We start from the raw sequence: 13452 nt of genomic DNA on the forward strand, positions 1-13452 counted from the left end.
GCGATCGTAGCGACCGACGGTTCCCGCGTACCCAGGGTTTGGTCACTCCACCGTGACGCTTTTGGCGAGGTTGCGGGGCTGATCGATGTCGTGCCCACGCATCCTCGCGACATGGTATGCGAGCAGCTGGAGAGGTACCACCGCTGCAACGGGGGCCAGCAGGTCCTCCATCTCGGGGATCCGCAGGACCGCATCGGCATGTGATGCGATCTCCGTGTCGGTGTCGTACGCCACGGCGATGATGCGACCCCCGCGGGCCTTCACCTCTTGCACCGCGGAGATCACCTTGTTGTAGACCGATCGCTGCGTCAGGATGACCACGACCGGAACTCCTTCGGTGATGAGCGCGAGGGTCCCGTGTTTGAGCTCCCCAGCTGGCATCGCCTCGGAATGGAGATACGAGATCTCCTTGAGCTTGAGCGACCCCTCCATCGCCACGGCGTAGTCGAGACCTCTTCCGATGAAGTAGACATCGTCGGCTTCCACCATGGACTCAGCAGCCGTCACCGCCTGGTCCTCCCGTGCGAGCACCTCCTCGATGACTCCGGGGAGCAGATGCAGGCCGTGCGCGACCCGTTCGGCGAGCTGGCGATCGACCGTTCCCCGTGCCGCACCGAGCCTGAGCGCGAGGAGGTACTGCGCGATCAGCATGGCGAGATACGCCTTGGTGGACGCAACCGAGATCTCCGGCCCCGCACGGGTGTACAGGATGTCGTCGGCATAGCGCGACAGCGTTGAACCGACGACATTGGTGATCGACAACAGGCGAGAACCCGAATCGACCGCGAGTCGTGCCGCGGCGAGCGTGTCGGCCGTCTCCCCCGATTGCGAGATCGCAACGGTCAGCTCGTTCGGTCCGATGATCGGGTCCGCATATCGGAGCTCATGGGCGTACTCCACATTGGCAGGCAGCCGAAGGACCCTCCTGAAGACCTCCTGGCCAATGAGACCGGCATGGAACGCCGTCCCGCATGCCGTGATCCACACGCGGTCGATCGACGCCGCGAACTCATCGTCGAAGCCGACATCCTCAAGCCACACCGAACCGTCCTGAGCAAGGCGCCCTGCGAGGGTCTCGGTGATCACGGCGGGCTGCTCGTGGATCTCCTTCAACATGAAATGCTCAAAGCCGCCCTTTTCGGCCTGCTCGGCGTCCCAATCGATGTGGATCACTTCACGATCGATCCGCTCACCGTCGATTGTCTCGACGGTTGCACCGTGTTCGGTCACGACCACAAGCTCGTCATCTTCGACGATCAGGAAATCCCTCGTGTGGTGCAGCACTGCGGGAATGTCGGATGCCAGAAAGGTCTCGCCGTCCCCGAGCCCGACGACGAGCGGACTGATCTTCCGGACCGCGACGATCTTCCTCGGCTCGCGCCTTGACATGGCAACCATCGCGTATGCCCCTTCCGCGAGAGCGACGGCCCTGCGGACGGCCTCGGCAAGGTCGCCGTCGTACGCCCTCGCCACGAGATGGGCGAGCACTTCCGAGTCGGTGTCGCTCTCGAATCGGGCACCGGTGGCAACGAGATCGTTCTTGAGCGTCTGGAAGTTCTCGATGATTCCGTTGTGGACCACAACGAACTCCCCAGACGGATCGGTGTGGGGGTGCGCGTTGGCATCGGTCGGGACACCGTGCGTCGCCCATCGAGTGTGCCCGATACCGATCGATCCCGACAGCGGCGCCGAGTCGAGAAGCGCCTCGAGGTTGACGATCTTGCCCTGCGCCTTGCGCACGGCGATGGCGCCGTTCGTGACAGCAATACCCGCCGAGTCGTATCCGCGGTACTCGAGACGCCTGAGACCGTCAACGAGTATCGGAGCAGCCTGTCGCTGACCGACATATCCCATGATCCCGCACATCGCGCGCGATCTCCTTTCGTCGGTGACGGGAGATACGGCGTCGGGACCACGGTGGTGGTCCGCTCACTTCGATTCGGGTTCTGTCACGGCGGTCACCCACCGTTTTTGATCCGAACCGTCACGACCGTGAAGGGCCGAGAGGGCATCCGCCGAACACTTCGATACTCCCTCTACCTCGTCGCCTCGGGTTCTCACCGAGGGCTGGCGCTGAATGGTTGGGTATCCCCGCGTCAGGTTGTCGCCGCGAGCATAGGGCAGAAGGCGAATTGCGCCACGCCTAATCGCATCGTCATGCGAAGTTGGACCGCACCGAGTCGGCGACGGAATCGGCGACGGTCTGCGCCTCCCCCGCCGTGGGAGCCTCGACCATGACGCGGATCAACGGCTCGGTACCTGACGGCCTCACGACGATCCTTCCCCGCGGCCCGAGGGCGCGCTTGGCTTCGCGGATCGCATTCCGCACCTCGGCATCTCCTTCGAAGCCGTCCTTGGAATCCACAGGGACATTCACCAACACCTGCGGAAGAACGGTCATCACCGTGCGCAACTCGGTGAGCGGCTTGCCGGTTGCCGCGAGGACCTCCATGAGTCGGAGCGCCGTACGGAGCCCGTCACCGGTCGACCGATCCTCAAGAAGAATGTGACCGGACTGTTCTCCCCCGACGATCGCCTTCGTTCTGCGCATCTCCTCAACGACATGGCGGTCCCCAACCGGGGTGACGACCACCTCGATGCCGAGGCGCTCCATGGCTTTGTGGAAGCCAAGGTTGGACATCACCGTCGCAACAACTTTGTTGCGTGTGAGCTTGCCCCGGTCGTGCTGCCACTTGGCGAAGATCGCCATGATGACATCGCCGTCACAGACCTCACCATCCTCGTCAACGGCGATGAGCCGGTCGGCGTCTCCGTCGAACGCGAACGCCACCTTGCCACGCGCGATCGAAGCGACGGCTTCGGGATGGGTCGCGCCGACTCCGTCGTTGATGTTCATGCCGTCAGGGACATCAGCAATGACCGTCGCTGTGGCACCGACCCGGTCGACGAGGGCAGGGGCCGCGGCGAATGCGGCACCATTGGCGCAGTCGAGCACGAATTCGAGGCCCTTCATGGAGTACTGGGCGGTTCGAGCGATACGATCGATGTACCGTTCGACGGCGTCGTCGATCCTCGTCTGGAGACCGACCGATGCTCCGAGTGGGCGGGTTGTCGGGACACCGGCGAAGAAGTTCGCTTCGATCGTCGCCTCATCGGCATCCGACAGCTTGGCGCCGTCTCTCCCGAAGAACTTGATGCCGTTGTCGGCCGCTGGATTGTGTGACGCAGAAACCATGACACCGAGCGAGGCTCCGATGTCGCGGGTGAGCCGTGAAACGCCACCGACCGGGATGATCCCGAGGTCGACGGTGTCGATACCGACCGAGTTGAACCCGGAGGCCACGCTCGAGGCGAGCATCGCTCCCGATCGTCGGGTGTCCCGTCCGATCACAACCGGACCATCGATCATCGCCCCCGCTGCCCTCGCCAGATCGAGCGCGAGGTCAGCCGTCAGCTCCGTGTTGGCGACGCCTCGAACACCGTCGGTTCCGAACAGGCGTTGGGTTGCATGATCCATCCAGACCGACTCCTCCGGGTGCCGGACCCGAGGGCAATCTACCGCTTGGTGAACTGCGGCGCTCGGCGAGCTTTGCGCAAGCCGTACTTCTTCCGCTCCACGCGTCGGGCGTCACGCCTCAGCATGCCCTCACGCTTGAGGGGTGGGCGGAGGTCGGGGTCGATCACGATGAGGCTTCGCGCGATTCCGAGCCGCAGCGCATCGCTCTGCCCGGTGAAGCCACCGCCGTGGAGGCTCGCGTGGACATCGTACCGACCTTCGAGGTCGGTGACCTTGAACGCCTCGTGGACACGGCGACGGAGAGCGGGATCGCTGAAGTAGTCGTCAAGGGTGCGGCCGTTGATGTGGTACTCGCCGGTTCCGTCGTAGAGGCGTACCCGTGCCACGGAGCTCTTGCGGCGACCGGTCGTTTGGGTGAGTGGCTTCGGGTTGGCCATCAGGAGTCAGCCTTTCGGTGGGTGAGGGTCATCGGTTCCGGCTGCTGGGCCGCGTGGGGGTGCTCAGGGCCCGGATAGACCTTGAGCTTGCGGAACATCTGCCGACCAAGTCGGTTCTTCGGCAGCATGCCACGAACGGCGGACTCGACGAGACGCTCGGGGTGGTCACGGCGGACCTGGGAGAAGGTCTCTGCCCGTAACCCACCCGGGTAGCCCGAGTGCCGGTAATAGACCTTCTCGGTCTCCTTGTTCCCCGAGGCGTGGACCTTCGCGGCGTTCACGATGATCACATGGTCACCGCCGTCGAGATGTGGCGCATAGGTCGGTTTGTGCTTGCCGCGGAGGATCTGGGCGACCTCGGAAGCGAGACGGCCGAGGGGAACGCCGGTCGCATCGACGACATACCACGAGCGCGCGAGGTCGCTCTGTGTTGGCGAATAGGTCTTGTGCAGCTTGGCTTTCACGAACAGCAGTCCTCGAACTGGCATCAGGGAGCCGTCCCGCGCGGGGACGCCCGGATGGTACCGCTCATACAGCACAAACGGCAACCGTCGGCGGGATCATGGCGCCATCGATTCCGTCTACTGTGTTCGGGATGCCGGTCACACTCGACGATGTCCAAGCCGCGGATGCACGGATCCGGTCGGTGGTGTTGGAAACCCCAACACTTCCTTCGGTTTCCTTCTCCCGACTCACCGGATGTGAGGTCCTCCTGAAGGCCGAAAACCTGCAGCGAACCGGATCATTCAAGATCCGGGGGGCCATGAACGCCATCTCGCTGCTTCCCGAACGCCGTAAGCGGGCCGGTGTGGTCGCAGCGTCCGCGGGGAATCACGCCCAAGGGGTAGCCCTTGCTGCCCGCGAACTCGGGATCGCGGCGACCGTCTTCATGCCCGAGAGCGCCGCCATTCCGAAGGTCGCTGCGACGGTTGCCTACGGCGCGACGGTCGAACTGGGCGGTTCCGACCTCGCGGAGGCGACGGACCTCGGTGTTGCATTCGCACGAGAGCACGGCGCGGTGTTGATCCATCCCTATGACGATCCACACATCATCGCTGGCCAGGGAACCCTCGGTCTCGAGATTCTCCAACAGGTCCCCGATGTCGAAACAGTGGTGCTCCCGGTCGGTGGTGGCGGCCTGATCTCGGGGGTCGCGCTCGCCGTCAAGACCAGGCGTCCCGATGTGCGGATCGTCGGGGTGCATGCCAAGGCCGTTCCGACCTACCTCGAGGCGCGGACCACCGGAGCCGCGGTGCCGATCCAGGCAGAGCCGACGATCGCTGACGGCATTGCCGTGTCACGCCCGTCGCAAACCTGTTTCGAGATCATCGAAGAACATGTGGATGACCTCGTCACCGTGCCCGACCACCAGATCACTGAGTCCGTCGCCCTGCTCCTCGAACGAGCGAAATACCTCGTGGAGCCGTCGGGTGCGGCAGGGGTCGCAGCCGTCCTCAACGGTGTCGTCACGGGTACCGGCAGGACCGTGATCGTGCTCTCCGGCGGCAACATCGACCTGCTCCTTCTCGATTCGGTGATCCGGCACGGACTGGAGACCCGGGGGAGGTACGCCTCGTTTGCGATCACCGTGCCCGATCGTCCCGGACACCTCGCCGGGGTGCTCACGAAGGTCGGGGATCTCGGTGGCAATGTCCTTTCCGTCGAGCACCACCGTGAAGGGACCGGGCTTGCGTTCGGGACCGTGAGGATCAAGCTGTCGATCGAGACGCGCTCCAAGGAACACTTCGAAGCAATCCTGTCAGCACTCGACGACGACATGATCGAGTAGGCCCTTGGAGACCCTGCCCGACATCCGATCGTGGTCGGTTGCTCACATGGGGCTGGACTAGGCCCAGGTCGCCCAGGACGGGCGTGGGAGCGGGTCGGGGTGATACGACACGGCGACGAGGGTCAACCCATGCGCAGGGGCCACGCCGGGGGTGAGACTGCGATCGCCGGATTCGAGGATCTCGGGCATCGTCGACGGGTCGATCGAACCGTGGCCCACCGCAACACAAAGCGCTGCGATGGATCGGACCATCTGGTGGCAGAAGGCGGCCGCACCGATCGAAAGATCGATAAGGTCGTTGGTGCGCCTCCACACTGCCCAGTCGAGCCTTCGCACCATGGATCGATCCCTGTAGCGGCGACAGAAAGCAGCGAAGTCGTGTTCACCGACGAAGTACCTCGCGGCTTTGTTCATGAGCTGAACATCAAGCGGCTCCTTCACATGCCATGTTGTTCTGGCGAGCAACGGGTCATGGATCGGGGAGTTGAGGATCCGGTAGCGGTACGCACGGCCGGTTGCGCTTCGGCGAGCATCGAAACCGTTGTCCACTTGGATAAGGCGGTGGACGGCGATCTCGGGTGCGAGCTGCCTGTTGAGGGATTCGACGACATACGCCGTGTTGATGTCGCGCGATACGAACGAAACGACCTGCGCGGTTGCATGCACCCCCTTGTCGGTTCTCCCGGCGACCTGGGTCGCAGCGCCAGCGGTGTGGGGTGCGAGCGCCGTCTCGAGTTCCCCTTGCACTGTTCGGAGGTTCGGTTGCGCGGCATAGCCGTGGAATGATGATCCGTCGTAGGCCAGATCCATCCGGTAGGTCGGCATCTACAGCTCAGTACCCCATTCGGTGAAGGTTCTCGTTGAGCGTTCGGCCACTAGAAGACCCTCAGGCCCACGGCGACCTGTTGCACGATGAGGACAGCGATGTATCCCCCGACTGACGCGACAAGGGCCTTCGATGTGGGGAAGTCGGACGCGTACGACACACCTCTCGCCATGATCAGAACGAACCAAGCGGCGCCCACCACGAGGATCAGGATGAACTGGTCGTAGCTGAACAGCAGGTTGGAAAAGACGAGCAGCAGCAGGGTGGGATAGGCGAAGCCAGCGATCCGAAGATAGAGCGGGAACGAACCGTGGCCGTCGAGGAGGAACCTCACGATCGCGTAGGTCGCGGCCGCGTACAGGAGCCAGAAGATCGCTGCCGAGATGAGGAGGGAGACGATGTCGAACGGGTGCGCGACAAGACGGCCGAGGCTCGTTCCGGTCCCGATGACGAGGAGGACCTGGGTGATTCCGACGAGAATGGCGGCGTCGCCGGTCGCTCGATCGTTGAAATCCATCCACACAAACGCATCGCGTTCGAGCTTGATCGTTTGGAAGAGGCGGTGAAACACGACGCCCACGAGTGTCGTCCCTTGGTGTGCGGTCGACGGGAGGGTACCGCCGCGGTGGCTGTGACCCGGCATCGCCGTGACGCGTGGCGTCACGGGTGTTGCTCAGATCAGCTCCACCTTCGCCATTTCGGCACCGTCACCCCTTCTGGGGCCGAGCTTGGTGATCCTGAGATAGCCACCGGGCCGGTCCACATACCGAGGAGCCACATCATCGAAGAGCTTCGTGACCGCGTCGTTGTTCTCGATCCGCTTGAGGATCGTTCGGCGGGCATGAAGATCTCCCCGTCCCGCCCTCGTGATCACCTTCTCTGCGTAGGGGCGAAGCGCCCTTGCCTTGGCATGGGTGGTCGTGACCTCTTCATGCTCGATCAGCGACACCGTGAGGTTCGCAAGGATCTTGCGTTGGTGCGACGGACTGGCCCCGAGACGAGGCCCCTTTTTCGGCCGAGGCATCAGACGACGCTCGTGTCCGCATCGGCGTAGTTCTTGAGTCCGAAACCGAGCTCGTCGAGCTTTGCGACGACCTCTTCGAGGCTCTTCATGCCGAAGTTCGTGATGTTGAGCAGATCCTCTTCCGTCTTCTCGATCAACTCGCCGACGGTCTGGATCTGGGCGCGTCGGAGGCAGTTGCGGGGCCGCTCGGAGAGATCAAGTGCCTCGATTGGAAGATCGAGGTGTTCGTGACCCGACACCTCCGACGGTGTGAGCTCGTCGGGGATGAGCGCGTCGTACTCTTCCATCTCGGCGAAGAGCTCGAAGAGGTTCTTGAGGGTTCCTCCCGCCGACGAGATGGCCTCGGCTGGGGTGATTGAGCTATCGGTCTCGATGTCGAGGATCAGCTTGTCGAAGTCGGTGCGCTGCCCCACCTGGGTGTTCTCAACCCGGTAGGCGACCTTGCGCACCGGCGAGAAGATCGAATCGATCGGGATCACACCGATGGCCTCGCTCTTCTTGTTGCGATCTGCGGATCGGTACCCGACGCCACGCTCTGCGGTCATCTCGACCTCGAGCTTGCCACTCGATGAGAGCTCGGCGAGGTGCAGGTCGCTGTTGATGACCTCGACACCCGCTGGGGCGTTGATGTCCCCGGCGGTGACCTCCCCCTTGCCCTTCGCGGAGAGGTACAGCGTGACGGGCTCGTCCGTTTCGATGCGCAGCACGACCTGCTTGAGGTTCAGAATGAAGTCGACCACATCTTCGACAACGCCTTCAACGGTTGAGAACTCGTGCTGGACGCCGTCGATCCGAACTGAGGTGATGGCCGCGCCCGGGATCCTGGCAAGGAGGGTGCGACGCATCGTGTTCCCGAGCGTGTACCCGAAGCCGGGCTCGAGTGGTCCGACGACGAACTTCGATCGTTCCTCGTTGACGGGCTCTTCTTCGATTGTGGGGCGTTGGGTGATCAGCACGATCGCTCCTGTGTTCGCTGCTCGCCGTGGTGCGCTACTTGGAGTAGAGCTCGACGATGAGTTGTTCCTTGATGTCGGTGTCGATCTGTTCCCGGCTTGGTATCGCATCAACGGTGATTGTCCGACCCTTGCCGTCCGCTGCCAGCCACTCGGGGACCGTTCGACCAACCGTGTCGATGGCGTGCTGGATCGGGAGCACCTCGCGTGAGCGTTCCTTGACCGTGACCACATCGCCTGCACGGACCTCATAGGAGGGGATGTCGACCTTTCGGCCATTGACGAGGAAGTGACCGTGGTTCACGAGCTGGCGAGCCTGGGGCCTCGTGCTCGCGAATCCGGCGCGGTACACGACATTGTCGAGGCGGGTCTCGAGGATCGCCAGCAGGTTCGTGCCAGTGATGCCGCTCTTGCTTGCTGCGTTGCGGTAGTACCTGCGGAACTGCTTCTCGAGCACGCCGTACATGAACTTGAGCTTCTGCTTCTCTCGAAGCTGGATCTGGTACTGGGACTCACGGATGCGCCCACGGCCATGCTGGCCTGGCGGGTACGGGCGACGGTCGTAGTATTTTGCCTTGTTCTCGTCGAGCAGTTGGCGTGCTCTACGGCTGACCTTGGTGCGAGGGCCGGTATAGCGAGCCATCGTCAGCGACCCTTCCGCTTCTTGGGGCGGCAGCCGTTGTGGGGAACCGGCGTCACATCCTTGATTCCGGTGATCTCGATTCCCATGTTCTGAAGGGTGCGGATGGCTGTCTCACGACCGGAACCCGAGCCTCTGACGATGACATCGAGCTTCCGGACGCCCATCTCGCCAGCCTTGCGAGCCGCCTGCTCGGCGGCGACCTGTGCCGCGTACGGTGTCGACTTGCGTGAACCCTTGAAGCCCACCGAACCACCCGAGGTCCAGGCGGCGACCTTGCCGTCCTGGTCGGTGATGGTCAAGATCGTGTTGTTGAAGCTGGCCTTGATGTGCACCTGACCATGCGTGATCGTCCGCTTCCCCCGACGGCGGCGCTGCTGGGGAACGGCCGCCTCGGCTGCCTCCTCGTCCGGTGGTGGTGACGCCGGCGTCACCGGCGCGGCCTGCTCTGGTGATTCCGTCGTCATTACTTCGTCACCTTCTTCTTCCCTGCGATGGCGACGCGCTTGCCCTTGCGGGTTCTGGCGTTGGTGTGGGTTCGCTGGCCGCGAACCGGGAGCCCACGACGATGACGCAGCCCCTGATAGCAGCCGATCTCGATCTTGCGCTTGATGTTTTGGGCAACCTCGCGTCGGAGGTCACCCTCGATCTTGTAGTTCGCTTCGATGAACTGTCTGATCTTGAGTACTTCGGCATCCGAGAGGTCCCTGACCTTGGTGTCCATGTCGATGTCGAGCGCTCCGAGCGTTGTGCGTGAGCTCGAGATCCCGATGCCGTAGACATAGGTGAGCCCGACCTCGATGCGCTTATCCCTTGGAAGATCGACTCCGCCGATTCGTGCCATGCCTGCTTACCCCTGACGCTGCTTGTGCCGCGGGTTCTGACAGATGACCCACACGCGCCCGTGTCTGCGGATGACGCGACAGTTGTCGCACATCTTCTTCGCCGACGCTCTGACTTTCATGTTGGTCCTGTGTGGTCTCGGTTCCGGACATCGCCCTTTGAAGCTGAGCGGGCGCCACCCACACGGGACCCGACAAGCGGTTCCCTGTGACTGACATCTACTCCAGCGACGGCCGAGCGCAACCCGTGGGAGGGGTGTGGAGGCTCGACGGTCGCCGATCTCAACGACGTCGCTTGTTCACAACAAATCACAGCTCATGCGAGCTGTTGGCGCAAGTGTAGACCGCGACGAATCGTATCGCCACGCCGCACGGCGCAAACGAGGCTGTTCGCGAGGCTAGTCGGTGGTGACGAGGACGCAGGCAGCGTTCGGCTTTCCATCGGTCGCGGCTGCCGTCATGCAATCGGAGAGATTGATGCCCCGATCGCTCGTGTACCAGCTGTCGGACCGGAAGTTCGAGCCTCCCTGATCCATGCTGATCGAGCCGTGTTCCCACTCGGCCGAGTCAGCGCTCGTCCAATTCTGGAAGTAGGTGACGAGCTCGTCGTACCGACCCTGATCGTACGCGACACTGACGCTGCTGCCAGAATCGGTCTCGACAACCGCTTGGACATCGTAGCCATCGGGAAGGGGGACGAACAGGTCGTCAGGGACACTGCCGCCTCCGATCGTGACGGAACCTTCGTCCGTCTCGACACTGATCTGGCCCGAGTCCGAGTCAATGTCGACATTGTTGACGCCGTCCACGTTCTCGGCAATCTGTTCGGCAATCGTGTCGTTCGCCGAAGAACACCCGAATCCGATGATGGCAAGTACCACCACCAAATAGCTTGCTCGTTTCATGGTTCCCCTCTCACGAGATCCCTACCGTGACCCAACCGGCCCACCGGCCTGATGATGAGAATTCAAGCACAACGGTGCACCTGATGCGGTCACCGTCTTGGCAACGGCTCCGGCAACCGCCTTCGATGCGCACGACGCTGTCGTGGCTGCATCGTTCTATGGGCCAGAGTTGACCTTTTCGTTGAACGGGAACCCTGGGTACGCGCGTGCGGCCGGTGCTGTGGCCTACCCGACGCGGGTCCAGATGGATGTGTAGCCGTCGAAGCTGACGGTCATCGTGTCGTCACCGCAATCGGGTGTCGCGGTGTCGAACGACGCATCCGGTGATTCGAACGGGGTGATTCCGCCCGGGATCTCGAACGGCTCACCGTCAAGCGTGAGCGCGACATCCGGTGGTCCCTGGCCCCCCGGGATGGTCGTTGACATCGTGCCGTCATCGACCGTGTATGTCCCCATTTGGGTGTGGTTGATGGTCAGCTCCATGTCGCCGAAGTCAGTGGACACCCCGAACTGCCAGTCGATCCGCTTGTCGATGAAGGTGCCGTCGGGCTGTGCCGTGATCTGGTAGGCGCCTCCGAGGTAGGTGAACTCGCCGTCCTCCTCGTCCATTTCCGCTGCGATCTGGTCGAAGAAGTGCTGGCTGTCGAGCTCCCATGTCCCGATGACGCACTCGGCGAGCCCTGCAGGCGCTGCTGGCGGCTTGCTGGTCGTTGTGGTGGAAGCAGGAGCGGTGGAGCCCGGCGCGGGAGCCGTGGTGGTCGTTCCTGAGCCTCCGCCGCCCGTGGTGGTCGTGGTGGTTGCGTCGGATCCGTCCGAGCTGCACGCCGCGACGACCACGGCAAGCACGGCGATGATGATCAGCTTCCGCATGGGGATCCCTCCTGATGATGAGCTTTCACACGATAGCGGTCAGGAACCGTTTCCTACTCCCCACACCCTCGTCCCCCGTTGATCGAGGTGATGGTGTCGGCGTCGGCCTGCCCCGTCGCGTATCCCCACAGTCCCGTCCAGTCGGTGAGGTCGTATGACCAGAACCCGGTACCGGGATCGAAGAACGCCTCGTCGATGACGATCTTCGTCGGATCATACGCCGCCTTGAGATTCGCGAGCGTCGACCCGATCCCGATGTTCTCGGGTGTCCGAAGATCCGGTGGGTTCGCGACATCCGTGTAGTAGTAGCTGTAGAAGTGCTCGACACCGCCCGTCCAGAAGTCCGTGTCGCCATTGGTGTACAGGGTCACGAGCGAACCCCATTCGACCGCACGCATCTTCGGTGGATGACATACGCCGTAGTCGCCCCATGCATCGATCCAGCCGGTGTCCTTCGTTGGAGGACCGAGCACGCCATTGATGTGGGTCACGGTGTCGTCGTCGTCGTACCCGAAGTAGATCCACTGGTCCCCGGCGTAGATCCCTTCGTCGGTGAGTCGAACAACCGCACCTGCCACGGTGGTCGTCGTTGCCGACACGGTTGTGGTCGTAGCCACGGTGGTCGTCGTTGTGGTCGTGGCCGCAGTGGTGGTCGTGGCCGCCATCGTCGTGGTCGAAGTCGACGATGTGGAGGTGAGCGTCACAGGCACCGTCGTGTCTGCGACTTCGTCATCGGAGCATGCGGCGCCGACCAAAGCGAGCGCCAAGACAAACAACAGGTACTTCCGCATGTTCCCTCCAGCGGTGCGTGTCCCAACAGTAGACGATGTCGGCCGGTGCGGCGGTTTCCTTGAGGCTCCACCCGAACCGTTCGCGTCTCGGCGGACTTCCTCAGTCGGCCACCGGTGCCGGATCCGGGAGGGTCGAGACGATGGAACCCTTCTCGGTGAGCAGGACGGTGTGCTCGAAATGGGCCGACCAGCGACCGTCTGCGGTCACGACCGTCCATTCGTCGTCGAGAACGACCGATGCATCAGTGCCGAGGTTGAACATCGGCTCAAGTGCCAAGGCCATGCCGGTCTTGAGTCGGAGTCCCTTCCCCTGCTGCCCGTAGTTCGGAACCGACGGGGCCTCATGCATCTGCCTTCCGATGCCATGGCCGACATAGTCGCGCACAACGCCGAGACCGTGTGGTCGCGCAACGCCCTCGACGGCGGCGCCGATGTCGCCGAGCCGATTCCCATGGACCGCTTGGCGGAGTCCAGCCCAAAGCGCCTCTTCGGTGACCTCCAACAGGTTCCGTACCTCGTCGCTCACCTCGCCAACCGCCACCGTATATGCGGCATCCCCATGCCATCCCTCGTGGATGGCTCCGGCGTCGATCGAGATGACATCACCCTCGCGCAGCGTCCGGTCCCCCGGGATGCCGTGCACGATCACTTCGTTCGGCGAGGTGCAGATCACACCGGGAAACGGGTTGGCGGGCCCTCCGTAGCCGAGGAACGACGGCTGGCAATCCCAGGCGCGAAGCACCTCGCGTGCGATCATGTCGAGTTCCCGCGTTGTGACGCCAGGGGCTATTGCGTCGCGCGTCGCGGCGTGGATGGCCGCAACGCATCGGCCCGCCACCAGCATCTTGTCGAAATCGGCGTCCGACTTGCGTGTGATCAGTCGTGTGCCGTTCATGG

Annotated in this window: 17 protein-coding genes; 1 reads left to right on the forward strand and 16 read right to left on the reverse strand. The window is 63.2% G+C overall.

Going from position 1 to position 13452, the window contains the following annotated elements:
* Positions 1–42: 42 nt before the first annotated feature.
* The 4 genes from glmS to rplM all read right to left on the reverse strand — a co-directional run bounded on the left by glmS (position 43) and on the right by rplM (position 4403).
* Complete coding sequence (gene glmS, locus R2823_00425) at positions 43–1866, reverse strand: glutamine--fructose-6-phosphate transaminase (isomerizing) (GenBank protein ID MEZ5174660.1); 1824 nt, start codon at positions 1864–1866, stop codon at positions 43–45.
* Between the two features lie 289 nt (positions 1867–2155).
* Complete coding sequence (gene glmM, locus R2823_00430; protein ID MEZ5174661.1) at positions 2156–3478, reverse strand: phosphoglucosamine mutase; 1323 nt, start codon at positions 3476–3478, stop codon at positions 2156–2158.
* A gap of 38 nt (positions 3479–3516) precedes the next feature.
* On the reverse strand, positions 3517–3915 hold the full coding sequence (rpsI, locus tag R2823_00435; GenBank protein MEZ5174662.1) for a 30S ribosomal protein S9: 399 nt from the start codon (positions 3913–3915) through the stop codon (positions 3517–3519).
* Complete coding sequence (rplM, locus tag R2823_00440) at positions 3915–4403, reverse strand: 50S ribosomal protein L13 (protein ID MEZ5174663.1); 489 nt, start codon at positions 4401–4403, stop codon at positions 3915–3917. Before rplM ends, rpsI begins: the two co-directional genes overlap by 1 nt.
* Before the next feature lie 107 nt (positions 4404–4510).
* On the opposite strand from rplM, the gene ilvA reads away from it, so the two are divergent.
* Entirely contained in the window at positions 4511–5704 is a 1194-nt protein-coding gene (gene ilvA / locus R2823_00445) for a threonine ammonia-lyase (GenBank protein ID MEZ5174664.1), read from the forward strand.
* Positions 5705–5761: 57 nt separating this feature from the next.
* On the opposite strand, the gene truA is transcribed toward ilvA, so the two are convergent.
* The 12 genes from truA to map all read right to left on the reverse strand — a co-directional run bounded on the left by truA (position 5762) and on the right by map (position 13450).
* Positions 5762–6529 carry a tRNA pseudouridine(38-40) synthase TruA gene (gene truA / locus R2823_00450; protein MEZ5174665.1) on the reverse strand — a complete coding sequence of 256 codons (768 nt, stop codon included), beginning with the start codon at positions 6527–6529 and terminating at the stop codon, positions 5762–5764.
* Positions 6530–6579: 50 nt separating this feature from the next.
* On the reverse strand, positions 6580–7194 hold the full coding sequence (locus R2823_00455; GenBank protein MEZ5174666.1) for a YIP1 family protein: 615 nt from the start codon (positions 7192–7194) through the stop codon (positions 6580–6582).
* A 9-nt stretch (positions 7195–7203) separates the two neighbouring features.
* Entirely contained in the window at positions 7204–7554 is a 351-nt protein-coding gene (rplQ, locus tag R2823_00460) for a 50S ribosomal protein L17 (protein MEZ5174667.1), read from the reverse strand.
* Complete coding sequence (locus R2823_00465) at positions 7554–8510, reverse strand: DNA-directed RNA polymerase subunit alpha (GenBank protein ID MEZ5174668.1); 957 nt, start codon at positions 8508–8510, stop codon at positions 7554–7556. Before R2823_00465 ends, rplQ begins: the two co-directional genes overlap by 1 nt.
* A 34-nt stretch (positions 8511–8544) precedes the next feature.
* Complete coding sequence (rpsD, locus tag R2823_00470) at positions 8545–9150, reverse strand: 30S ribosomal protein S4 (protein MEZ5174669.1); 606 nt, start codon at positions 9148–9150, stop codon at positions 8545–8547.
* A gap of 2 nt (positions 9151–9152) precedes the next feature.
* Positions 9153–9614: a 30S ribosomal protein S11 gene (gene rpsK, locus R2823_00475; protein MEZ5174670.1), complete on the reverse strand. Its 462-nt coding sequence runs from the start codon at positions 9612–9614 to the stop codon at positions 9153–9155.
* Positions 9614–9991, reverse strand: a complete 378-nt coding sequence (gene rpsM, locus R2823_00480; GenBank protein ID MEZ5174671.1) for a 30S ribosomal protein S13 — start codon at positions 9989–9991, stop codon at positions 9614–9616. The genes rpsK and rpsM overlap by 1 nt, the downstream gene beginning before the upstream one ends.
* Positions 9992–9997: 6 nt before the next feature.
* Positions 9998–10111: a 50S ribosomal protein L36 gene (rpmJ, locus tag R2823_00485; protein MEZ5174672.1), complete on the reverse strand. Its 114-nt coding sequence runs from the start codon at positions 10109–10111 to the stop codon at positions 9998–10000.
* A gap of 276 nt (positions 10112–10387) precedes the next feature.
* Positions 10388–10894: a hypothetical protein gene (locus tag R2823_00490; protein MEZ5174673.1), complete on the reverse strand. Its 507-nt coding sequence runs from the start codon at positions 10892–10894 to the stop codon at positions 10388–10390.
* A gap of 225 nt (positions 10895–11119) precedes the next feature.
* Positions 11120–11764, reverse strand: a complete 645-nt coding sequence (locus R2823_00495) for a hypothetical protein (GenBank protein MEZ5174674.1) — start codon at positions 11762–11764, stop codon at positions 11120–11122.
* A 53-nt stretch (positions 11765–11817) separates the two neighbouring features.
* On the reverse strand, positions 11818–12555 hold the full coding sequence (locus R2823_00500; protein ID MEZ5174675.1) for a hypothetical protein: 738 nt from the start codon (positions 12553–12555) through the stop codon (positions 11818–11820).
* A gap of 100 nt (positions 12556–12655) precedes the next feature.
* On the reverse strand, positions 12656–13450 hold the full coding sequence (gene map, locus R2823_00505; GenBank protein MEZ5174676.1) for a type I methionyl aminopeptidase: 795 nt from the start codon (positions 13448–13450) through the stop codon (positions 12656–12658).
* Between the last annotated feature and the right edge of the window lie 2 nt (positions 13451–13452).

It is taken from the genome of Acidimicrobiia bacterium (assembly GCA_041393965.1).
Classification (GTDB): Bacteria; Actinomycetota; Acidimicrobiia; order Spongiisociales; family UBA5794; genus UBA5794.